The sequence below is a fragment of the Streptomyces peucetius genome (genome assembly GCF_025854275.1).
In the GTDB taxonomy this organism is placed as follows: Bacteria; Actinomycetota; Actinomycetes; order Streptomycetales; family Streptomycetaceae; genus Streptomyces; species Streptomyces peucetius_A.
Window position 1 is genome coordinate 5,210,840 of sequence record NZ_CP107567.1, and the last position, 21,135, is coordinate 5,231,974.

Sequence of the window (21,135 nt, forward strand, 5' to 3'; positions counted from 1 at the left end):
CCGGCGTACACGGAACGCAACCCTTGTGGGAACGGTTCTCAGCAGTGCTGAGCAGCTGAGGGCCCGGCGGTCGTCCGCCGGGCCCTCTTCGCCGTGCTTCACGCGTTTGTCCGGATCGTGCCCGGCGCGCGCCGTCGTCGCGGCTACAGTGCGCCGAAACCCACGCGCCGCACCGTCGTCTCGCCGATCTCGACGTAGGCGAGCCGGTCGGACGGCACCAGGACCTTGCGGCCCTTCTCGTCCGTGAGGCTGAGCAGCTGCGCCTTGCCGGCCAGCGCGTCGCCCACCGCGCGCTCGACCTCCTCGGCGGACTGCCCGCTCTCCAGAACGATCTCCCGGGGCGCGTGCTGCACGCCGATCTTGACCTCCACGGCTATGTCCCTCCGAACGGTCAGTGCGTTGCGCGGTCAGCCGCGCCGTACGCAGCACACACTAGCCCGGAGTCGGCACGGGGCATGACCCGCCGGGAAACGCCAGGAGCGAACAGCCCCCGCGCCCGAGCCGCCGGCGCGCGGGGCCCGTCTCAGTGCTGCTGCTCGCTGCCGTGCAGCGGGAAGCCCGCGATACCGCGCCAGGCCAGCGAGGTGAGCAACTGCACCGCGGTGTCGCGGGGGATGCCGGAGCCGCTGGAGAGCCAGTACCTGGCGACGACCTGCGAGACCCCGCCGAGGCCCACGGCCAGCAGCATCGACTCGTCCTTGGACAGGCCCGTGTCCTCCGCGATCACGTCGGAGATGGCCTCCGCGCACTGCAGCGACACCCGGTCCACGCGCTCGCGGACGGCGGGCTCGTTGGTCAGGTCCGACTCGAAGACCAGCCGGAAGGCTCCGCCCTCGTCCTCGACGTACGCGAAGTAGGCGTCCATCGTGGCGGCGACGCGGAGCTTGTTGTCCGTGGTGGAGGCCAGTGCGCCGCGGACCGCCTGGAGCAGCGACTCGCAGTGCTGGTCCAGCAGCGCCAGGTACAGCTCCAGCTTCCCGGGGAAGTGCTGGTAGAGGACGGGCTTGCTGACTCCGGCCCGCTCGGCGATGTCGTCCATCGCCGCGGAGTGGTAGCCCTGGGCCACGAAGACCTCCTGCGCGGCGCCCAGGAGCTGGTTTCTGCGGGCTCGGCGTGGCAGGCGTGTGCCCCGCGGGCGCGCCGCCTCTGTCTGCTCGATGGCTGTCACGCCGCCTCCCAATGTAAGAACAAGCACAGTTCGAACAAGCACAGTTTGAACAGGCGCCTGTCTGAACAAGCATTTGCCTGGACCGTCGCGGTCTCCCGCGTGCGCTGCGCGCCGCGCACGCCATCGTACTTTTGGGTAACCCGGCTGTGCGTCGCGCGGACGCAGGATTTCACGGACCGGACAGTCTCGGAAGCTGCCGGTTCGCGAATCGACCCTGGACATATCGGGGCATCGGGCGGCAGGTCACCGGTAGTCGTCCTCGTCGAGTTTGACCACGCGCGTCTGTTCGACGATGTCCGCCTCGTTGGCGGCGGCCGGGTCGACGCGGTCCACCGGGTCGTCGCGCTCGGCGCGCACCTCGGTGTGCTGCTCGGCGGCGTCGGCCTCGGGGACCTCTTCGTCACGCGTTCCGGTGTTCTGTTCGTCGTCTTCCTCGAAGGTCTCGGGATCGGTCGGGTCGACTGACATGCGGCACCGCTTTCGATGGAGAGCGCCCTTTCCTATGAGCCTAGGAGGTACTGATTCATGGCGCTACGTGGTGATTCCGTGCCCCATCCGGGTGCCCCGCCCGGCACCGGGAATGTGTGACGCCGAACACACGGGAAGCCGCGTGATCGTCTCGTAACATTGCCGCATGTCTTCGACCGAGCTGCCGGGAGCCCGCGCCCTCAGCGCCGCGGTGGCTCCCAAGGTCGCGACCGTGCGCGTCGCCGAGGGGGAGGAGCTCCGCTCCGTCGCCCTGCCCGGACTCACCCTGACCGTCCGGTCGAGACCTCCGGCCCGCACCGGGCTGCCGCCCGCTCTGTACGTGCACGGACTGGGCGGTTCCTCGCAGAACTGGTCGGCACTGATGGCGCAGCTCGACGACGCCGTGGACGGCGAGGCGCTCGACCTGCCCGGCTTCGGCGACTCGCCGCCGCCGGACGACGGCGACTACTCGGTCACCGGCCATGCCAGAGCGGTGATCCGTTTCCTCGACTCCGGCGGGCGGGGGCCCGTTCATCTGCTGGGCAACTCCCTGGGCGGCTCCGTGTGCACCCGCGTCGCGGCCGTCAGGCCCGACCTCGTGCGCACCCTGACCCTCGTCTCGCCCGCCCTCCCCGAACTGCGCGTGCAGCGCGCCGCGGTGCCGACCGGGCTGCTTGCGCTCCCGGGCGTCGCCGGTCTCTTCGCGCGGATGACCAAGGACTGGAGTCCGGAACAGCGCACCCGGGGAGTGCTGGCCCTCTGTTACGGAGACCCCTCACGGGTGACGGACGAAGCCCTGCGCCATGCCATCGAGGAGATGGAGCGGCGCATGAGCCTGCCGTACTTCTGGGACGCGATGGCCAGGTCGGCGCGCGGAATCGTCGACGCGTACACGCTCGGCGGGCAGCAGGGGCTGTGGCGGCAGGCGGAGCGGGTGCTCGCACCGACCCTCCTTGTCTACGGGCGCAAGGACCAGCTCGTCTCGTACCGTATGGCGCGCAAGGCGGCAGTGGCGTTCCGGGGCTCCCGGCTGCTGACGCTCCCGGACGCCGGGCACGTTGCGATGATGGAGTACCCGGAGACGGTCGCCCAGGCCTTCCGGGAGCTGCTCGACGACTGCGGTAGGAGCTGATCCGGGGCGTGGGACGACACAGCCGCAAGGGCCACGTACCCAAGGACGCGCGCACCGGCGCGGAGGGCGGACCGCCCCCCGGCGAACGCGAGGCCGTGACCGCCGTGCCCGGGAACGGCCGGCGCAGGCGCGCGGCGGAACCGGACGGCGGCCCCTGGCCCGAACAGCAGCCGTCCGGGTACTACGGGGCGCCGCAGACCCGGGGCGGCCACCCGGAGCACCACGAGGCCGGAGGCGGCTGGGGCGACTGGACCCAGGGCGGACAGCGTCCGCAGCCGCCGCGCCCGGGCCCGGCGCCCGGGCGGGTGCCGGGCCCGCGGCGGGAGTACCTCGAGGCATTCGACCAGACGCCGTCGCCCCGCGCACCGCGTACCGATCCGAACTCGTCCGACCCGTTCGCCCCGCGCACGGACTGGGACACGGGGCACGGGCGGCCACCCGAAATCCAGGACGACAGCGACTCCGACGCCCTCGCGGACACGGAGGGCGCCCCGGAGGACGAGCCGCCGGCCAAGGGCGGCAAAGGCCGTACGTTCACGGGGATCGCGGCCGCTGCGGTGACCACCGTGCTCGCCGTCGTGGTGGCCGGGCAGGTCGCGGCCGACCGGTCGGGGACGATCGGCGGCCAGTCCTCCGGGGAACGCCCGGCAGACGAGCGCCCGGCCCGCTCGGAGGGCAGGCCCACGCCGCCCCAGGCCGCAGAGCCCCCTGCCGCCGCCCCGAGCTACCGGCAGCTGATGGCCCGGCAGTTCCCGATCGACCCCGAGCTGACGGCCTCCGGCGACTTCGCGGCCGTGCCCGGCTTCGACAAGGCGCCCGGCAAGGGCCGCAAGATCCGCTACCGCGTGGACGTCGAGAAGGGGCTCGGCATGGACGCCGGACTCTTCGCCAGGGCGGTTCAGGAGACGCTGAACGACGACCGGAGCTGGGCCCACGGCGGGGCGATGACCTTCGAGCGGATCTCCTCCGGTGAGCCCGAGTTCGTCATCACACTGGCCAGCCCGGGGACGACCGCGGTCTGGTGCGCGAAGTCCGGGCTCGACACCACCGTCGACAATGTCTCCTGCGACTCCGCCTCGACCGAGCGGGTGATGATCAACGCCTTCCGGTGGGCGCAGGGCGCGGAGACCTACGGCGACGACGGAATGCTCGCCTACCGGCAGATGCTCATCAACCACGAGATCGGCCACCGGCTGGGGTACAACCACGTCAACTGCAGCACCCCCGGCGCGCTCGCACCCGTGATGCAGCAGCAGACGAAGACGCTGGAGATCGGCGGCATCAAGTGCCGAGCCAACCCCTGGGTGCACCCCGGCGAATGAGGGTCGCGCGGGACTGGCCCCTGCGTTACGCTCCGTAACTCGTCTGCACCGTAGCGCGACGGAACGCTACCCGGGTGCGAAAGTTACGTGCATTCACCCCTTCCGGTGGCGCCACCGGCATGTCCGCTTAACGTCGTTCCGCTGTGAGTCGCCGGAAATCAACGGCGGCCGCCACAAGGGAGAGATCGGGGGTGCATTCGTGCGGATCGGACTGCTCACGGAGGGTAGCTATCCGTATGCGACCGGTGAATCCAGGCTCTGGTGCGACCGGTTGGTGCGCGGACTCGGTCAGCACGAGTTCGACCTGTACGCCCTCAGCCGCAGTGCCCAGCAGGAGGAACAGGGCTGCATCCGGCTTCCCCCGCAGGTGCGCAGGGTGCGCACCGCCGCGCTGTGGGCACCGGCGGACGACGGCCGGACCCACGGACGGCGCGAACGCCGGCGCTTCGCCGGCCACTTCAAGGACCTCGTCGCCGCGGTGTGCGCCGACGGCGACGGCTTCGTCGACGGGCTGTACGGCCTGGCCGAACTCGCCCGCGAACACGGCGGGCTGTACGCCGCACTCCGGTCGGAGACCGCCGTGCGCATCCTCGAGACCGCCTGCCGTGCGCCCGGCACACGCCGTACGGTGCACGGCGCGACCGTGGTCGACCTCCTCCTGTTCGCCGACCGTCTGGAGCGCGCGCTGCGCCCGCTGCTCCTCGACTGGTACGACGAGGACGGCCTCGGCGCGGTCGACCTGTGCCACGCGGCATCCGGTGGACCGGCGGCGCTGCCCGGCCTGTTGGCCAAACGCTTCTGCGGAGTCCCGCTGCTGGTCACCGAGTACGGCGTCCGGCTGCGCGCCCACTATCTCGAGGCGGCCGGCGCCGCCGGCTTGAGCACGCCGGTACGAGCCCTCCTCGCCGCCTTCCACCGGCAGCTGGCCGGCGAGGTCTACCGGCAGGCGGCCGTCATCACGCCCGGCAACACCCACGCGCGGCGCTGGCAGGAGAAGTGCGGGGCCGACCGGGAGAAGCTGCGCACCGTCTACCCCGGGATGGCGGCGGACCGTTTCGCGGCCGTCGGTGACAGCGCCGGGGCCGGTGACCCGCACACCCTCGTCTGGGTCGGCCGCATCGAGCCGTCCAAGGACGTCATCGGCCTGCTGCACGCCTTCGCGGAGATCCGCAAGGAGGAGCCGGCGGCCCGGCTGCGGCTGTTCGGCGCCCCCGCGCAGAGCCCGGAGGCGATCGCCTGCCTGGCCCACTGCAAGGCGCTCGCCGCGCAGCTCTTCCCCGACGAGGCCGACGGCGCGCACGCCGTCGGCGACAACCCGGTCTCCTTCGAGGAGATCGGCGGGCCCGGAGCGCCGGAGCTCGTCGACGCGTACGCGGCCGGGGGAGTGGTCGTCCTCTCCAGCGTCGTGGAGGGCTTTCCCGTCAGCCTGGTCGAGGCGATGTTCTGCGGCCGCGCGACGGTGTCCACGGACGTCGGCGCGGTCGTGGAGGTCATCGGGGGCACCGGGCTGGTCGTGCCCCCGCGCAATCCCCGGGCGCTCGCCGACGCCTGCGTCGCGCTGCTGCGCGATCCGGCGCGCCGTGAGCGGCTGGGCGCGGCGGCCCGCGCCCGCGCGCTCGAACTCTTCACCGTGGAACAGAACCTGACGGCATTCCGCGACATCTACCTCGAACTCATCTCGCACTCCCCGGTGCAGCGGGAGGCCTTCGACACGGACGGCGAGCCGCGGCCCTTCGCGCACCCCGCCGAATCACATGTGCCGGGCCGCTGGACCGGCACGGCGGCGGGCCCCCACACCCCCAGCTGGGCGGAGGAGCCGCGTCTCGTCACGACCGGAGCACCCCGGGAAACGCCTGAGGAGGCCCGCCCATGACGGCCCCCCGAGCCACCGAGAGCACGGCCCGCGAGGTCCCCTCCGCGAGCACCGGCACCGCGGCCGCCCCCGGTGCGGGCGTCGGCACTGCGGCTGCCCCCGCCGCGAGCACCGCCACCGCCTCCTACGCGGGTGTCGGGACCGCCGCGGGCATCGCCGCCGCCGCGGGCACGGGCGCCGGGGCCGCCCCCGGCGCGGCGCGTGCCCTGGCGGTCCTCACCGACCTCCACGCGGAACAGCGGGACCCGGCCGGCCCGGCCGAGGGGCCGCCGGGTCCGGAGGCGCCGGCCGGTGCCGTCGCATCGGCAGCCGGCCGTGACGGCGGCCGCGACCGGGACCGGACGGGCCGGTCCGACGCCGGTGAGGACCGGACGGGCCCGGCGGCAGCGGCTCCCGCCCGGCCGGGCAGCCGTTGCGGCGAGGACGCGGCCGAGGGCCGGGGCGAGGGCGCGACCCGGAGCACGGCCGTGCCCCGGGATGCGGCGCCGGCGGCGCGGCGGGGCGTCGGCGACCCCGTCAAGGTGCTCATGCACCGCCATCGTGAGCTGTGCGAGCGGGCGGTCGACCCACTGGAGATCGCCGCCGGTCTCGAGGCGCACGGAGTCACGGACCGCACCGCGGCACGCTTCCGCCACCGGGACGTGTTCGCCCTCGCCGAGGAGATGTACGCGCGTGTGCCCCGTGGTACGGAGCACACCCCCGTTCCCGTCCGGCCGGCGCGCGCCGCCGATTCGCGCGCCGGCCGGGCCGGATCCGCCCCCTGGATCCTGCGCGCGCTCCTCCCCGGAGCCGTGTGCGCTCTCGCCGTGGCGGGCATGGAGGCCGCCGAGGGCACCCCGAGGCTCCTCACGGGCACGGCCGGGGCCGTGGCGGTCGCCGTCACGGTGGCGCTGTGCCTGCGCCGCGGACCGCTCCGGGCGAAGGGCCGCACCGTCCCCTCCGTACTGATGTGGACGCTGTGCCTGCTCGCGTTCGCCGCCTTCGGCCAGGGACTCCTGCACGAGGTGATCGGCGGGGGCCCGGACGGTGCGTGGCCCATGGACCACGCACCGCTGGCCGGGCTCGCGCTGGCCGTCGCCCCGGCAGCCTGCTCGGCCCACCTGTTCTCCGTGCTCGCCCGGCGCCGGCTCGAACGGTGCCGAGGGCTCGACGAGTTCGCGGCCGGGGCACGGCCGCTGCTGCTCGCCGTCGTCGTGCTCCACATGGGAGCCCTCACCGTCCTGCTCGCGCTCACCGGGCTCGTTCTCCCCGGCGGCTCTCCGGTGCCCACCGCCGCCCTCGGCATGCTCCTCTTCCTCGCCCGTCTGCTCATCGTCCACGGCTTCCCCGACTCCGCCGCGACCGCCCTGGCGGCCGCCTGCGCCGTCGAGGCCGCCGCACCCGCCCTGCTGCTGGCGGGACGCCTGCCCGGTTTCGGTGCCCTCGCGCGCCCCGTCGAAGCGGTCGTCGGCGCGTGGGGCACGGCGGCCGTGCCGGCACTCGCCTGCGGCGTCGCCGCCGCCGGACTGCTCGCCCACGCCGTGGCGGCCCTGTCCCGGGCCTCGGCCCACACCCCTTGACCTTGTCCCCTGAATGCCGCCGGACCATCCGCCGTACTCCGCGGAGCCGACACCTCGGAGTACCGGTCGCCATGGCATCGACAGCAACATCCTTAAGGAGAAAGCGAATGACCCCGCAACACCCAGCTCCGGCCCGTCGGCCCCGAGGAGCCGCGCGATGAGGGTGCTCCTGCTCGGTGCCAATGGATTCCTCGGCCGTTTCGTCGCCGACCGGCTGCTCGCCGATCCGGCCGTGCACCTCACGGCCCTGGGCCGCGGCGACGACGCCGATGTCCGCTTCGACCTCTCCGGCGGCAGCCCGGGAGCGCTCACCCGCTTCCTGGGGGCGGTCCACCCCGGTGTCGTCATCAACTGCGCGGGTGCCACCCGCGGCGGCGCCCGCGAACTGACCAGGCACAACACGGTGGCCGTCGCGACCGTCTGCGAGGCGCTGCGCCGCAGCGGCTGCGGCGCCCGGCTGGTCCAGATCGGCTGTGCGTCCGAGTACGGGCCCTCGCAACAGGGCTCGTCGACGGCGGAGGACGCGGTCCCGCGCCCCGGCGGCCCGTACGGGGTGAGCAAGCTGGCCGCCACCGAGCTGGTGCTCGGTTCCGGCCTGGACGCCGTGGTCCTGCGCGTGTTCTCACCCGTCGGCCCCGGCACCCCGGCCGGCTCCCCGCTCGGTCGGCTCGCGGAGGCCATGCGGCGGGCCATGCAGTCCGGCGACGGCGAGCTCAAGCTCAGCGGACTCGGCGTGCAGCGCGACTTCGTCGACGTGCGCGACGTGGCGCGCGCCGTGCACGCCGCCTCGCTCTCCGCGGCGCAGGGCGTGGTCAACATCGGCACCGGGCGGGCGGTGAAGCTGAGGGACGCGGCGGCCACCCTCGCCAGGGTCGCCGGTTACGCGGGGGCGCTGCACGAACTGGACGCGCCGCCGGGCCGCCCGGTCATCGGCAGCCCGCGCTCCGAGTCGATCGTCGAGCATCTCGCCGCCACACCTTCCCCGTACCCGGACGGGTGCGGGAGCTGGCAGCAGGCCGATGTGCGCACCGCGCGCGACCGGCTCGGCTGGCGGCCCCGTATCAACCTCGAGGAGTCCCTCGCCGACATCTGGATGGAGGCGGCATGCCGCATCTGACCACCACGGACACACAGCTCTCCGCCACGGGCGCGGAGAGGCTCGGCTTCGGCGTCCCCGGGTACGCCCATCCGCTGCTCGCCCCGGTCGAATGGGCCGAGCTGACCCGGCCGGGGACGCCGCTGCACTGGGTCGTGCTCAATGTCGCGAAAGGACCGGGCGAACTGCCCGACCCGCACTGCCTGGAGGCCGCCGGCCTGCTGCGCAACGCGGGGGTGCGTGTCCTGGGGCACCTCGACATGGCCCACGGGTCCCGTGCCTTCGGTGATCTCGTCCGTGACGCCCAGCACTTCGTCGACTGGTACAAAGCCGACGGCTTCCTGCTGGACCGCTGTCCCACGGAGCGGGCCGACCTGGCCCAGGTGCGGCGGACGACGGCCACGCTGGACGCGGTTCTGGACGGCGGGCACCTGGTGCTCGGGCATGGTTCACACCCGTATCCGGGCTATGCGGAGGCGGCGGACCAGCTCGTCACCTTCTCCGGCCCCTGGGCGGAATACCGCTGGTCACAGGTGGCGGAGTGGACCGCTGAGTACCCGCCGGAACGATTCGTGCACTTCGTGCACGGCGTTCCGCGCACGCACCTGGAAGAAGCCACCCGCATCGCGCGCTGGCAGGGAGCGGGAACGATCTTCTTCACCGACCGGGGCGGACACCGTGACGGAAAAGGTCAGATCGGTCCATTCGAGACACTGCCCGGTTACTGGGACGAAATCGTCTCGCGGATCGGACGTGGTGTCTCGGAATGAGAAGGGCCGTGGCAGTGTTACGGAGAGAACAACCGTACTGACATACCGACCAACGGAGCCCCCGTGTCGCTGCCACCCCTGGTCGAGCCGGCTGCCGAGCTCACCGTAGACGAGGTCCGCAGGTACTCCCGCCACCTGATCATCCCGGATGTCGGGATGGACGGGCAGAAGCGGCTGAAGAACGCTCGTGTGCTCGCCGTGGGCGCGGGCGGCCTCGGTTCGCCGGCCCTGATGTACCTGGCGGCCGCCGGTGTCGGCACGCTCGGCATCGTGGAGTTCGACGAGGTCGACGAGTCGAACCTGCAGCGTCAGATCATCCACAGCCAGTCCGACATCGGCCGCTCCAAGGCCGAGTCCGCCCGCGACAGCGTCAAGGGCATCAACCCGTACGTGAACGTGATCCTCCACGAAGAGCGGCTCGAGGCCGACAACGTGATGGAGATCTTCAGCCAGTACGACCTGATCGTCGACGGCACGGACAACTTCGCGACGCGTTACCTGGTCAACGACGCGTGCGTGCTGCTGAACAAGCCGTACGTCTGGGGTTCGATCTACCGCTTCGACGGCCAGGCGTCCGTCTTCTGGTCCGAGCACGGTCCCTGCTACCGCTGCCTCTACCCGGAGCCCCCGCCGCCGGGCATGGTCCCGAGCTGCGCCGAGGGCGGCGTGCTGGGCGTGCTCTGCGCCTCGATCGGTTCGATCCAGGTCAACGAGGCCATCAAACTGCTCGCCGGCATCGGTGAGCCGCTGGTCGGCCGGCTGATGATCTACGACGCCCTCGAGATGCAGTACCGCCAGGTCAAGGTCCGCAAGGACCCGGACTGCGCGGTCTGCGGCGAGAACCCGACCGTCACCGAGCTCATCGACTACGAGGCCTTCTGCGGTGTTGTCTCCGAGGAGGCCCAGGAGGCGGCGGCCGGTGCGACGATCACTCCGAAGCAGCTCAAGGAGTGGATCGACGACGGCGAGAACATCGACATCATCGATGTCCGCGAGGTCAACGAGTACGAGATCGTCTCGATTCCGGGTGCGCGGCTGGTCCCGAAGAACGAGTTCCTCATGGGTACCGCGCTGCAGGACCTCCCGCAGGACAAGAAGATCGTCCTGCATTGCAAGACGGGTGTCCGCAGTGCGGAAGTCCTCGCCGTGCTGAAGTCGGCGGGCTTCGCCGACGCCGTGCACGTCGGTGGCGGCGTCATCGGCTGGGTCAACCAGATCGAGCCGGAGAAGCCGATCTACTGATCGAGGAGCCGATCTGCTGATCGCGCGAAATTCGGAAGGGCCCCGTACTGCCGCAAGCGGTACGGGGCCCTTCCGGATTTCAGGAGGTGTTTCAGGAGGAGCAGGTCGTGCCGTCCTCCGGCACCGTGCCCTCCAGCAGATAGGCGTTCACGACCTCGGTCACACAGGTCCCGTTGCCGTACGCGCCGTGGCCCTCGCCCTTGTTGGTCACCAGCACCCCCACGCCCTTGCCCAGCTCGTCGGCCGTCTTCCGGGCGCCCTCGTACGGCGTCGCCGGGTCGCCCGTCGTGCCGATCACCAGGATCGGCGCCGCGCCCTTCGCGGAGACGTCCGGGGTCGTGGCCGCACCCTTGACCGGCCAGTCGGCGCACCCGGCGGACAGCCCCCAGGCGAGGGCCGGGCCGAACACGGGGGAGATCCGGCTGAAGTCCGCGACGTGGCGTGCCTGCTCCCCGGCCGTGGGCTTCTCGACCGCGGTGTCCGCGCAGGTGATCGCGGCATGCGACTCGTTCTGGCCGGGGTAGTGCCCTTCACTGTCACGCTGGTGGTAGGAGTCCGCCAGGGCCAGCAGCACGCTGCCGTCACCCCGCTCCGCGGCCTCCAGGCCGATGGTCAGGTACTTCCAGTCGTCGTGGGAGTAGAGCGGGGTGATGATCCCGATCGTCGCCAGGCCCTCGGTCAGCTTCCTGCCGTCCTGCGTGGGCAGCGGCTGCCGGTCCAGCTCCTTCAGGAGCTTCACGACGCGCGCCGTGCCCTCCTCGGCTCCCACCCCGCGGCTCTTGAAGTAGTTCTCCAGTGCCCGCTGGAAGCCGAGGACCTGGTTGCGTGCGTGCGCCACCTCGTCGGCGGTCGAGTCGACGACGGCGTCCAGGACGAGCCGCCCGACGTTCCGCGGGAAGAGGTGGGCGTAGACCCCGCCGAGCTCGGTTCCGTAGGAGAAGCCGACATAGTGGAGCTTCCTGTCGCCGAGGACCTGGCGCATCAGGTCCATGTCGCGGGCGGCATCGAGGGTGCCGACGTGCGGCAGCAGCTTGCCCGAACGCTCGGCGCAGTCCGCGCCGAAGTCCGCCGCGTCGGCCAGATACGCCTTCTCCTCCGCCGCGTCGTCCGGTGTCGGGTCGACCGCCAGCGACTTCTCCGTCTCGGCGTCGTCGCGGCAGGTGACCCCCGAGCTCCGCGCCACGCCGCGCGGATCGAAGCCGACCAGGTCGTAGCGCTTGTTCAGGTTCCCGTAGTCCTCGGCGGCGTAGGGAAGGGTGGCCACTCCGGAGCCGCCGGGACCGCCGAAGTTGAACAGCAGCGAACCGATCCGCCGCTCCGGCTGCAGGGCCTTCGCGCGGATCAGCGCGATGCCGATCGTCCCGCCGTCCGGGTCCTTGTAGTCGAGGGGCGCCTCGAGCGTGGCGCACTGCCACTGCTTGCCGGGCTTCTCCGCGTTGCTGCCGAGGGCCTCGACCGGCGCCTCGCAGCCCTTCCAGTCCAGCTTCTGGCCGGTCAGTGCCGCGGGAACCGTCCCCTGCGGTTCACCACCGGGTGACGGCTGCGCGGCGGAGACGGACGGCGCGCTCCTGCCGTCGGCCGCCGCGTCCTCGGCGTTGTCGCACCCGGCGACGGTGCCCGCCGCCAGCAGCGCGGCGGCGGCCAGCGCCCCTGCCCGTACCCGATGTCTCATGACGCCCCCCATGGCTTTCGAAGACAGGTTCGACATCCTAGGTCGCCCGGTGCGACTACCTGCACACCGTGCCGTCGGACGGCGGCCTGCCGTCCAGCAGGTAGGTGTTCACGGCCTTCCGGACGCACGCGCTGCTGCTGTACGAGCCGTGGCCCTCGCCCTCGTACGTGACCGTGACCGCCACTCCCTCGCCCAGGGCCCGCGCCATCGCCTGCGTGCCCTTGTAGGGCGTCGCCGGGTCGCCGGTGTTGCCGACCAGCACGATGGGCGCCGCGCCGGGCGCGGAGACGTCCGGGTGCACCCAGGTGCCGGGCACCGGCCAGTCGGTGCAGCTCGCCTGCCCCCAGGCGAGGTACTCGCCGAAGACCGGGGAGGCCTTGCGGAACTCGGGCACCATGGCCTCGGCCTCGTCCACCGTGTAGCGGGCCTTGGTGTCGACACAGCCGATCGCTGTCCCCGCCGCCTGCATGTTGCTGTACGTCCCGTTCTCGGAGCGGCCGTTCAGCGCGTCGGAGAAAGCCATCAGCAGGCCCCCGTTGCCGCCGTCGGCCTCGTCGAGGGCCTGTTCCAGCAACTTCCAGTACTCCTGCGAGTACAGGGCCTGGATGATGCCGTTCGCCGCCTGGCCCTCCGTGAGCATCCGCTCTCCGATGCCCTGGATCGGCTTCTTGTCGAGCCGGGCGAGGAAGCCGATGATCCAGTCCTCGATCTCCTGCACCGACGAACCGGGAAGCCGGCAGTCGTCGCCGCGGTCCAGGCAGTCCTCCGCGAAGTTGGTGAGAGCCAGCTGGAAGCCCCTGACCTGGCCCAGAGCGCCCTGGACGGTGGTCAGCGTCGGGTCGACGACGGCGTCGAACACGGCCCGCCCGACGTTCTTCGGATACAGGTGGGCGTAGACGCCGCCCAGTTCGGTGCCGTACGAGATGCCGAAGTAGTACAGCCTCTCGTCGCCGAGAACCTGGCGCATCAGATCCAGGTCCCGAGCGGCGTTGATGGTGCCCACGTACGGCAGTTCGTCGCCCGAGTTCTCCTCGCAGGCGTCGGTGAACCTCTCGATCCCCTCCAGGAACTCCTTCTCCTCGGCGGGGTCGTCCGGCGTCGGGTCCTCGGTGGCCAGCTGGTCGAGCTCCCTGTCGTCGAGGCACTCCACGGGCACGCTACGGCCCACGCCGCGCGGATCGAAGCTCACCAGGTCGTAGCGGCCCCGCAGATCGTCGTACTCGGTGGCGAGAGACGGCAGCGTGTGCACGCCGGAGGCGCCCGGTCCGCCGAAGTTGAAGACGAGAGAGCCGATGCGGTTCTCCTGGTCACGCGCCGGTGCCCGGATCAGCGCCAGCTCGATGGTCTCGCCGTCGGGCTTGCCGTAGTCGAGCGGGACGTCCATGAACGAGCACTCCCACCCCGTGCCGCCGGGCAGCGGCGACGGCGACGGCCCGCCGCCCTGCGCTTCCGAGGGGGCGGGGCACGGGCGCCACTCCAGCTGCTGGGCGGCGAGGTCCTGCGGCCGGTCCTCGTCGCCGTTCCCCCCGTCGGAGCAGCCGGCCGCGGCCAGCAGTACGGCTGTCACTGTGGCGGCGGCCGCCGTGCGCGCCGCGGTGGAGAACTTCGGCATGCAGCCATCGTGCGCCGCCTCGCCGGGCCCCGCACGGGCTGGACGACCCCCGGCCCCCATGCGGGTGTCCGGCCCGTGCGCTGCGCCGTACGGGTGAGGCCCGGGGCGGGACGTTCCTTCAGAGGTGTCAGAGGGAGCCCTTGCGGGTGAGGTGCGTGAACGCGAACCAGCCCGGCATGACCGGCAGCCACAGAGTCATCGTCCGGTACAGCAGCACCGCCGGTGCGGCGACCTCCTTCGGTACGCCCACCAGCACCAGACCGCCCAGCAGCGCACCCTCGACGGCGCCGACACCGCCGGGTGTCGGCGCGGCGGAACCCAGTGCGTTGCCCGCGAGGAACACCACGGCGATGCTGGCGTAGCTCACCGGCTGGTTGCCGCCGTCGAAGGCCCGGACCGACGCGTCCAGGCACAGCACGAACACCGCCGTCAGCAGCAGCATCCCGCCGATGCCGGTGAGCAGCTTCAGCGGCCGCTGCAGCACGTCGAGCATCCGCGGCACCACCCCGGCGAACAGGGACCTCAGCCGGGTGGAGACGAACTTCCGCAGGAACGGGATCGCCGTCACCACCAGCACCAGCACGGCCACCGTCAGCAGACCGGCGATCACGGTCCTGGACGGGGTGAGCGACGCCGTCTTCTCCGTACCGGTGAGATAACCGAACGACAGCAGCAGCAGGATGTGGGCACCGAGACCGAAGAGCTGCGACGCGCCGACACTCGCGACCGCCAGGCCCGGCCGGACCCCCGAGCGCTGCAGGAACCGGGTGTTCAGGGCGACACCGCCGACCGCCGCCGGTGCGACGATCTTGACGAACGATCCGGCGACCTGCGCCATCACGGTCCGCAGGAACCCGACCCGCTCCGGGACGAACCCCAGCAGGCTCATCGCGGCGGCGAAGTAGCTGAGCGCGGAGAACAGGGCGGCGGCAGCCACCCAGCCCCAGTGCGCGTTGGCGAACACGGTGCCGAAGTCGATCCCGGCGATCTGCGACAGCAGGAAGTAGGCAGCGACGGCGCCCGCGATGAAACTGACGAGCGTGCGGGGCCTGATCCGCTCCAGACGGACCGGCTCGACCGGCGCCTGCGGCCTGATCAGCAGCACCTGCCGACGGATCTGGGAGAGCAGATCCTCCTCGCGCACCTCCTCCATCGCCTCGTCCATGGCCCGCTTGTCGGCCTGCTTCTCCGCGCGCTCCACCTTTCTGGCCGCCTTGCGGTCGTCGGCCGCCGGCTCCCCGGTACGGGCGCGCTTCGCGGACTCCGACGCCTCCAGCACCGCCTCGCGCTCACGGTGCGCCCGCTCGCGCGCCTGCTGGCGCAGGGTTGCCCTGGTCGAGCGGCTCAGCGCGATCGGCTGGAGCAGCGGCAGACAGTCGGCGACCTTGTCCGGGCCGAGCACGTCGACCGCCGCGGTCACCGCGCGGCCGGCGCCCACCCGCAGCCCGAGGGTGGTCAGCAGCTGGGCGATGTCCATCCGCAGCACCATGTCGCCGGCGGCGATCTCGCCGCCGCGCAGGTCCGTGAGGATCACATGGCCGCCCGGGCCCACCAGGATCGCGTCACCGGCCAGCCGGCGGTGCGCGATGCGGCGCGACTGGAGCGCCTTCACCTGCCGCCAGGCGCCGCGCACCACGTCGTCGGTGATCTCGGCGTCGCTCAGGGAGTCGAGGGAACGGCCGCCGGAGTGCTCGTACACGAGCATCACGGCGTCGGGGCCGAGCTCGGAGGTGGCGATCAGCTTGGGGGCGTTGGCGCCTGCGGCGATCGCGGCGTACGCCAGCAGCGCCTCCTGCTCCAGCGCCTGGCGCAGCGACTGGATGGAGCGGCGGGTGGTGATGGAACGCAGCGTCAGCCGGCGCCACACCCGGTAGAAGAAGCCCTGCGCCTGCTGTTCGCGGTCGACGACGGTGACGTCGAGCGGCGGGCCGTCCTCGAGGGACACCAGATAGCGGCGGCCGCGGTCCTGGTCCGCGTTCTCCGGGACGTCGTCCTCGGCGCGCATGGCGGTCACCGGGCGGAAGCCGACGTGGCGCAGACCGGCGAGCAGGTTCTGGCCGGTGGGCCGGACGTTCGGCGAGCCGACGGCGTACAGGGTGCCGTACGCGACGGTCCAGCCGAGCAGCACCGTCAGCAGCACGGAGAAGGGGGTGGTGTAGCCGGCCACCAGCATCGCGAAGGCGTCGAGCATCAGCACCATCCACAGCACGACGCGCCAGCGTGGTCTGCGGGCCATGCCCACGGCCGTCATGTACGCGATGACCGGCGCGAGATATCCGTGCACCGGATCGGTCAGCTCGCCACTGGTCTGCTGCTGGGTCAGGGCGTCCTGGAGAGACCCCGGGGCGCTCTTGGACACCCACAGGTCGGTGGCCAGGGTGACCCCGTGGGCGAGGACCGCGGCGAGCACGCCGTCCGCGATCCGCAGCCCGTCACGTTTGACCAGCCGTTCGATGGCGAAAGCGACGGGGACCAGGAGGACGGCGATGCTGGACGCCAGTCCGGCGATCTTGACCAGCAGGTCGGGGGCCTGGCCGGTGCCCTTGTTGATGTCCTGTTCGAGGCCCGTCGTGGTGCCCTGGGCGAACGCCGCGACGGCCAGGACGACCGCGATCGCGAGGATGCCGATCAGCAGCCGCATCAGGTCCGACGGGCGGTGCACACGAGCGGCGAGCAGCGGCTCGTCCCCGGAGAGCCGGTCCGCGTGGGCGACTTCCGTCTCCCCGCCCGGGGCCGGTGTTTCCGGGTGCGGCTCCGAGCCAGGGGTGCCTGCTGCCTTCGAAGGCTTCACGCCCTGATCCTTCGCCGTCTCGGTCTCTTCTTGATCTCGTATCACCAGTCACCGCCCGCATGATGGTGGCACGACCGGCCGACAGAGGGGGGCATCAGGGTGCAATGCGGGGGTTCGAGGCGCGTACGGTACACCTCTTTGCCGCCCCTGTGCCGATTCGCCCTCCGGCCGCCGGGGCGCTCGGGACCACGGCACTGTCGGTGCCGTACGGCAGGATGGGTCGGATGGACGAGCTGCCTGAGTACGCCGAGCGGGTTCTGGAGGTCGCCGAGCTGATCCCGCCGGGCCGGGTCATGACCTACGGCGACGTCGCGGAGTGGCTCGGAGAGGCGGGGCCCCGCCAGGTCGGCCGGGTCATGGCGCTGTACGGCGGCGGCGTGCCCTGGTGGCGGGTCGTGCGCTCCGACGGGGTCCTGCTCCCGGGCCACGAGCTGCGCGCCCTGGAGCGGTACCGCGAGGAAGGGACTCCGCTGCGCGGAGCGTCCCGCGCCGCACAGGGCCATCTGCCGCGTCTCGACATGAGACGCGCACGGTGGGACGGCGTCGGGGCGGCGCACAGCGACGAAGCTCACATATGACAGCTTCCGCCAAGCGGCGACCGTACGGGGAGTGCGAAGACCGTCCGAGGGACGGGACGACCCCGCCGCCCGCACACGGACGGCTGGCGTAGCGTCTTCGGCGCGCGGCACGCAGCGCAGTCTCACCACCAGCAGACCCAGGACCGGCGATCCACGTGAGCTCCTCCTCCACCACCGGGCGTACGCCGTACCCACAGCAGGTACGGCAGGGGGTTCCTCCGCGCCCGCCAGGCCGCAGGGAGGGGACACCGGGCGCTTACCGGCTGGTGCGGACCCCTCCGGGTCCGGTGGTTCCCCCTCTCCTGGACGCAGCTCAGCGCGCTGTGGTTGACCATGGAGAAGGGCCGCTGCTGGTCCTCGCCGGGCCGGGCACGGGCAAGACGACCACGCTCGTCGAGGCCGTCGCCGCGCGCATCGCCCAAGGCGTGGACCCGTCACGCATCCTCGTCCTCACCTTCAGCCGCAAGGCGGCGGTGGAGCTGCGCGACCGGATGGCGCTGCGGCTGGGCGGCACACGCGGCCCGCAGGCGACGACGTTCCACTCCTTCTGTTACGCGCTGGTCCGCGCCAACCAGGACGCCGATCTGTTCTCGGAGCCGTTGCGGCTGCTGTCCGGCCCCGAGCAGGACGTCGCCGTCCGCGACCTGCTGGCCGGCCAGATCGGCCTGCCCGGCGGCGTGCGATGGCCCGACGAACTGCGGGCCTGCCTGACCACCCGCGGCTTCGCCGACGAGGTGCGGGCCGTGCTCGCCCGGAGCCGGGAGCTGGGCCTCGGCCCCGACTCCCTCGCCCGCTTCGCGGCCCGCACCGGGCGGCCCGACTGGGCGGCCGCCGCGTCGTTCCTCGCCGAGTACCTGGACGTCCTCGACCTCCAGGGCGTGATCGACTACGCGGAGCTGGTGCACCGGGCGGTGCTGCTGGCCGAGGAGGCGCCCCTCCCGTCGTACGACGCGGTGTTCGTGGACGAGTACCAGGACACCGACCCGGCCCAGGTGAGGCTGCTGAGGGCGCTCGCGGGCGGCGGCCGGACTCTGGTCGCCTTCGGCGACCCGGACCAGTCGATCTACGCGTTCCGCGGCGCGGACGTGAACGGCATCCTCGACTTCCCCGACGCCTTCCCGCGGGCCGGCGGCAGGCCCGCGGACGTCGCGGTGCTCACCACCTCCCGGCGCAGCGGGGACGTGCTGCTGGAGGCGACCCGTCTGCTGACCCGCCGGATGCCGTTGACGCGGCTGCCGTCCGACAAGGTGCGCGCCCACCGCGAACTGTCGGCCGCCCGCGAGGGCGGCCGCATCGAGGCGTACACCTGTCCCACGGCCTCGGCGGAACTCGACAACGTCGCGGACATCCTGCGCCGCGCCCACCTCGAGGAGGGCGTCCCGTGGCACGAGATGGCGGTCCTCGTCCGCGCCGGCGGCCGCACGATTCCGTCGATCCGGCGCGCCCTGACGTCGGCGGGCGTCCCCCTCGAGGTCGACGGCGACGACGTCGCCCTCCGCCACGAACCGGCGGTGGCGCCGCTGCTGACCGCCCTGCGCACGGTGGCGACGGCCGCGTCGGGGCGCGCGGCGGGGGCGGGGCCCGGCGGCGGCCTGGCGGGACCGGCCGCGGAGGCCGGCGCGGTGCTGCCCGGCGGGACTGGTTCGGCGGGCGCGGAGCCCCGCGCGGCGCTGCCCGGTGGGGCCGATTCGGCGGGCGCGAACGGTGTGGCAGGAGCGAGGGCTGCGGACGCTGTGGCGGGAGCCGCGAGCGCTGACGGCGTGGCAGGTGCGGCGGACGCGGACGATGTTGTCGCGACAGCGGACGTCGTGGCGGACGCGGCGACCCCGTCGTGCGACGGGGCTGGGGAGACCGAGCGCCGGGCGGTCCCGGCGCCCGGCGTCACGGAGGCGCCGTCCGGTGGTGATGCGGCCGATGCGGCCGGCAGTCCTGACGCGGACGAGGTCTGGATAGACACCGAGACCGCGATCACCCTTCTCACCTCCCCGCTGGGCGGCATGGACACCGCCGACCTCCGCCGCCTCGGCCGGGCCCTCCGGGACGAGGAGCGGGCCGGGGGCAACCCGCTGCCGCCGCCGTCCGACCGGCTGCTCGCCCGCGCCCTCGCGGAGCCCGAGCGTCTCGTCGCGCACGACCCCGCGTACGCGCGCGGCGCCCAGCGGCTCGGTGCGCTGCTGCGCAAGGCGCGTGAGCTGCTCGAGGGCGGCGGCACGGCCGAGGAGGCCTTGTGGCTGCTGTGGGACGGCACCCCCTGGCCCGGCCGCCTGGAACGTGCCGCGTTCCGCGGCGGTGCGGCCGGCCGTAACGCGGACCGGGACCTGGACGCCGTCTGCGCCCTCTTCGAGACCGCCGCCCGTGCCGAGGAACGCACCGGCGGCCGTGGCGCCCTCAACTTCATCGAGGAGCTCGAGGCCCAGGACATCGCCGCCGACACGCTCTCCGGGCGCGAGGCCCGGCCGGACGCCGTACGGCTGATGACGGCCCACCGTTCCAAGGGCCTGGAGTGGAGCCTGGTCGTCGTCGCGGGGGTGCAGGAGGGCCTGTGGCCCGACCTCCGTCGCAGAGGCTCCCTCCTGGAGGCCGACCGCATCGGCCGGGACGGTCTCGCGGAGCCGCTCACCCCCGGTGCGCTGCTGGCCGAGGAGCGCCGGCTCTTCTACGTGGCGGCCACCCGCGCCCGCGACCGGCTTGTCGTCACGGCGGTCAAGGCCCCGGCGGACGACGGCGATCAGCCGTCCCGTTTCCTGGCCGAGCTCGGCGTGGAGCCGCGCGACGTCACGGGCCGTCCGCGCCGTCCACTCGCCGTCGCCCCGCTCGTCGCGGAGCTCCGTGCGACCACCGTCGACCCGGCGGCCTCGCCCGCGTTGCGGGAGGCCGCCGCCCGCCGGCTCGCCCGCCTCGCCGCCCTGACGGACGAGGAGGGCCGGCCGCTCGTGCCGGCCGCCCACCCCTACCGCTGGTGGGGCCTGTACGACGCCACGCACAGCGCGAAACCGCTGCGGGACCGGGACCGGCCGGTCACCCTCTCGGGCAGCGCGCTGGACCAGCTGGCGAACAGCTGCGCTCTCCAGTGGTTCCTCGGCCGTGAGGTGAAGGCGGACGCGCCGGCGACCGCCGCCCAGGGCTTCGGCAACGTCGTGCACGTACTCGCCGACGAGGTCGCCTCCGGCCGTACCCCCGCCGATCTCGCCGTCCTCATGGAGCGTCTCGACTCGGTGTGGGACGCGCTGGTCTTCGACGCCCCGTGGAAGTCGCAGCAGGAGAAGGAGCACGCGCGGGTCGCGCTCGAACGTTTTCTGCGCTGGCACGTCACGGACCGCGGCGGGCGCACCTCCGCCGCGACGGAGCACGACTTCGACGTGACCCTGGCCGCGGGCGAGTTCGAGGTGCGTATCCGGGGGTCCATGGACCGCGTGGAGAAGGACGAGCAGGGCCGCGCGTACGTCGTCGACTTCAAGACGGGCAAGCAGGCGCCCACGAAGGACGAGGTCGCCCGCCATCCGCAGCTCGCCGTCTACCAGATCGCCGTCCGCGAGGGCGCGGTCGACGAGGTCTTCGGCGGCCGGCCCGAGCCGGGCGGCGCCGAGCTCGTGCAGCTGCGTCAGCCGGCCGCCAAGAAGGAGGGCGGCGAGGCCCTGCCCAAGGTGCAGGCCCAGGAGGCGCTCGCGGGCGAGTGGGTGGGCGACCTGCTCGCCACCGCGGCCGGCCGCGTGCTCGACGAGCGCTTCACTCCCTCCACCGGCCAGCACTGTGCGCACTGCACCTTCCGCGCCTCCTGCAGCGCGCAGCCGGAGGGCCGCCAAATAGTCGAATGAGCCGAACGGCCGGTGTGTTTGTCACGCGGCGTCACAT

The 21,135-nt window shown here is 72.7% G+C and carries 15 protein-coding genes; 9 read left to right on the forward strand and 6 right to left on the reverse strand.

Annotated elements, in window-relative coordinates; genetic code table 11:
- Positions 1-143 precede the first annotated feature (143 nt).
- From OGH68_RS24140 to OGH68_RS24150, 3 genes are all read right to left on the reverse strand, one after another.
- Entirely contained in the window at positions 144-371 is a 228-nt protein-coding gene (locus OGH68_RS24140; RefSeq protein ID WP_264247053.1) for a DUF3107 domain-containing protein, read from the reverse strand.
- A gap of 152 nt (positions 372-523) precedes the next feature.
- On the reverse strand, positions 524-1,168 hold the full coding sequence (locus OGH68_RS24145; protein ID WP_264247054.1) for a TetR/AcrR family transcriptional regulator: 645 nt from the start codon (positions 1,166-1,168) through the stop codon (positions 524-526).
- A gap of 243 nt (positions 1,169-1,411) precedes the next feature.
- Positions 1,412-1,636, reverse strand: a complete 225-nt coding sequence (locus OGH68_RS24150; protein WP_264247055.1) for a hypothetical protein — start codon at positions 1,634-1,636, stop codon at positions 1,412-1,414.
- A 166-nt stretch (positions 1,637-1,802) separates the two neighbouring features.
- On the opposite strand from OGH68_RS24150, the gene OGH68_RS24155 reads away from it, so the two are divergent.
- The 7 genes from OGH68_RS24155 to moeZ all read left to right on the forward strand — a co-directional run bounded on the left by OGH68_RS24155 (position 1,803) and on the right by moeZ (position 10,630).
- The gene (locus OGH68_RS24155) at positions 1,803-2,768 is read left to right on the forward strand and encodes an alpha/beta fold hydrolase (RefSeq protein WP_264247056.1); all 966 of its coding nucleotides are present in this window, start codon (positions 1,803-1,805) and stop codon (positions 2,766-2,768) included.
- Positions 2,769-2,776: 8 nt separating this feature from the next.
- On the forward strand, positions 2,777-4,090 hold the full coding sequence (locus tag OGH68_RS24160; protein WP_264247057.1) for a DUF3152 domain-containing protein: 1,314 nt from the start codon (positions 2,777-2,779) through the stop codon (positions 4,088-4,090).
- 199 nt (positions 4,091-4,289) lie between these two features.
- The gene (locus OGH68_RS24165) at positions 4,290-5,963 is read left to right on the forward strand and encodes a DUF3492 domain-containing protein (protein ID WP_264247058.1); all 1,674 of its coding nucleotides are present in this window, start codon (positions 4,290-4,292) and stop codon (positions 5,961-5,963) included.
- Entirely contained in the window at positions 5,960-7,522 is a 1,563-nt protein-coding gene (locus OGH68_RS24170; RefSeq protein ID WP_264247059.1) for a hypothetical protein, read from the forward strand. Before OGH68_RS24165 ends, OGH68_RS24170 begins: the two co-directional genes overlap by 4 nt.
- 157 nt (positions 7,523-7,679) lie before the next feature.
- Positions 7,680-8,639: an NAD-dependent epimerase/dehydratase family protein gene (locus tag OGH68_RS24175; protein ID WP_264247060.1), complete on the forward strand. Its 960-nt coding sequence runs from the start codon at positions 7,680-7,682 to the stop codon at positions 8,637-8,639.
- Positions 8,627-9,388 (forward strand): spherulation-specific family 4 protein, encoded by a 762-nt coding sequence (locus tag OGH68_RS24180; protein ID WP_264247061.1) that lies wholly within the window; start codon positions 8,627-8,629, stop codon positions 9,386-9,388. Before OGH68_RS24175 ends, OGH68_RS24180 begins: the two co-directional genes overlap by 13 nt.
- A gap of 63 nt (positions 9,389-9,451) precedes the next feature.
- Positions 9,452-10,630 carry an adenylyltransferase/sulfurtransferase MoeZ gene (gene moeZ / locus OGH68_RS24185; RefSeq protein ID WP_264247062.1) on the forward strand — a complete coding sequence of 393 codons (1,179 nt, stop codon included), beginning with the start codon at positions 9,452-9,454 and terminating at the stop codon, positions 10,628-10,630.
- 91 nt (positions 10,631-10,721) lie between these two features.
- On the opposite strand, the gene OGH68_RS24190 is transcribed toward moeZ, so the two are convergent.
- The 3 genes from OGH68_RS24190 to OGH68_RS24200 form a co-directional block, all read right to left on the reverse strand.
- Positions 10,722-12,302 (reverse strand): alpha/beta hydrolase, encoded by a 1,581-nt coding sequence (locus tag OGH68_RS24190; protein WP_264247063.1) that lies wholly within the window; start codon positions 12,300-12,302, stop codon positions 10,722-10,724.
- A 55-nt stretch (positions 12,303-12,357) separates the two neighbouring features.
- A complete protein-coding gene (locus OGH68_RS24195; RefSeq protein ID WP_264247064.1) occupies positions 12,358-13,914 on the reverse strand; it encodes an alpha/beta hydrolase in 1,557 nt (518 codons plus the stop codon).
- A 127-nt stretch (positions 13,915-14,041) separates the two neighbouring features.
- Positions 14,042-16,705 carry a lysylphosphatidylglycerol synthase domain-containing protein gene (locus OGH68_RS24200; protein ID WP_264247065.1) on the reverse strand — a complete coding sequence of 888 codons (2,664 nt, stop codon included), beginning with the start codon at positions 16,703-16,705 and terminating at the stop codon, positions 14,042-14,044.
- 215 nt (positions 16,706-16,920) lie between these two features.
- Between OGH68_RS24200 and OGH68_RS24205 the strand changes: the two genes are divergently transcribed.
- Both OGH68_RS24205 and OGH68_RS24210 read left to right on the forward strand, forming a co-directional pair.
- Positions 16,921-17,283 carry an MGMT family protein gene (locus OGH68_RS24205; protein WP_319020278.1) on the forward strand — a complete coding sequence of 121 codons (363 nt, stop codon included), beginning with the start codon at positions 16,921-16,923 and terminating at the stop codon, positions 17,281-17,283.
- Between the two features lie 155 nt (positions 17,284-17,438).
- A complete protein-coding gene (locus OGH68_RS24210; protein ID WP_264247067.1) occupies positions 17,439-21,098 on the forward strand; it encodes an ATP-dependent helicase in 3,660 nt (1,219 codons plus the stop codon).
- The last annotated feature ends 37 nt before the right edge of the window (positions 21,099-21,135 follow it).

Coding starts and splice junctions, on each gene's coding strand:
- OGH68_RS24150 (WP_264247055.1), bottom strand. CDS start 1,636: ATGTCAGTCGACCCGACCGATCCCGAGACCTTCGAGGAAGACGACGAA.
- OGH68_RS24155 (WP_264247056.1), top strand. CDS start 1,803: ATGTCTTCGACCGAGCTGCCGGGAGCCCGCGCCCTCAGCGCCGCGGTG.
- OGH68_RS24170 (WP_264247059.1), top strand. CDS start 5,960: ATGACGGCCCCCCGAGCCACCGAGAGCACGGCCCGCGAGGTCCCCTCC.
- OGH68_RS24175 (WP_264247060.1), top strand. CDS start 7,680: ATGAGGGTGCTCCTGCTCGGTGCCAATGGATTCCTCGGCCGTTTCGTC.
- OGH68_RS24180 (WP_264247061.1), top strand. CDS start 8,627: ATGCCGCATCTGACCACCACGGACACACAGCTCTCCGCCACGGGCGCG.
- OGH68_RS24190 (WP_264247063.1), bottom strand. CDS start 12,302: ATGAGACATCGGGTACGGGCAGGGGCGCTGGCCGCCGCCGCGCTGCTG.
- OGH68_RS24195 (WP_264247064.1), bottom strand. CDS start 13,914: ATGCCGAAGTTCTCCACCGCGGCGCGCACGGCGGCCGCCGCCACAGTG.
- OGH68_RS24205 (WP_319020278.1), top strand. CDS start 16,921: ATGGGTCGGATGGACGAGCTGCCTGAGTACGCCGAGCGGGTTCTGGAG.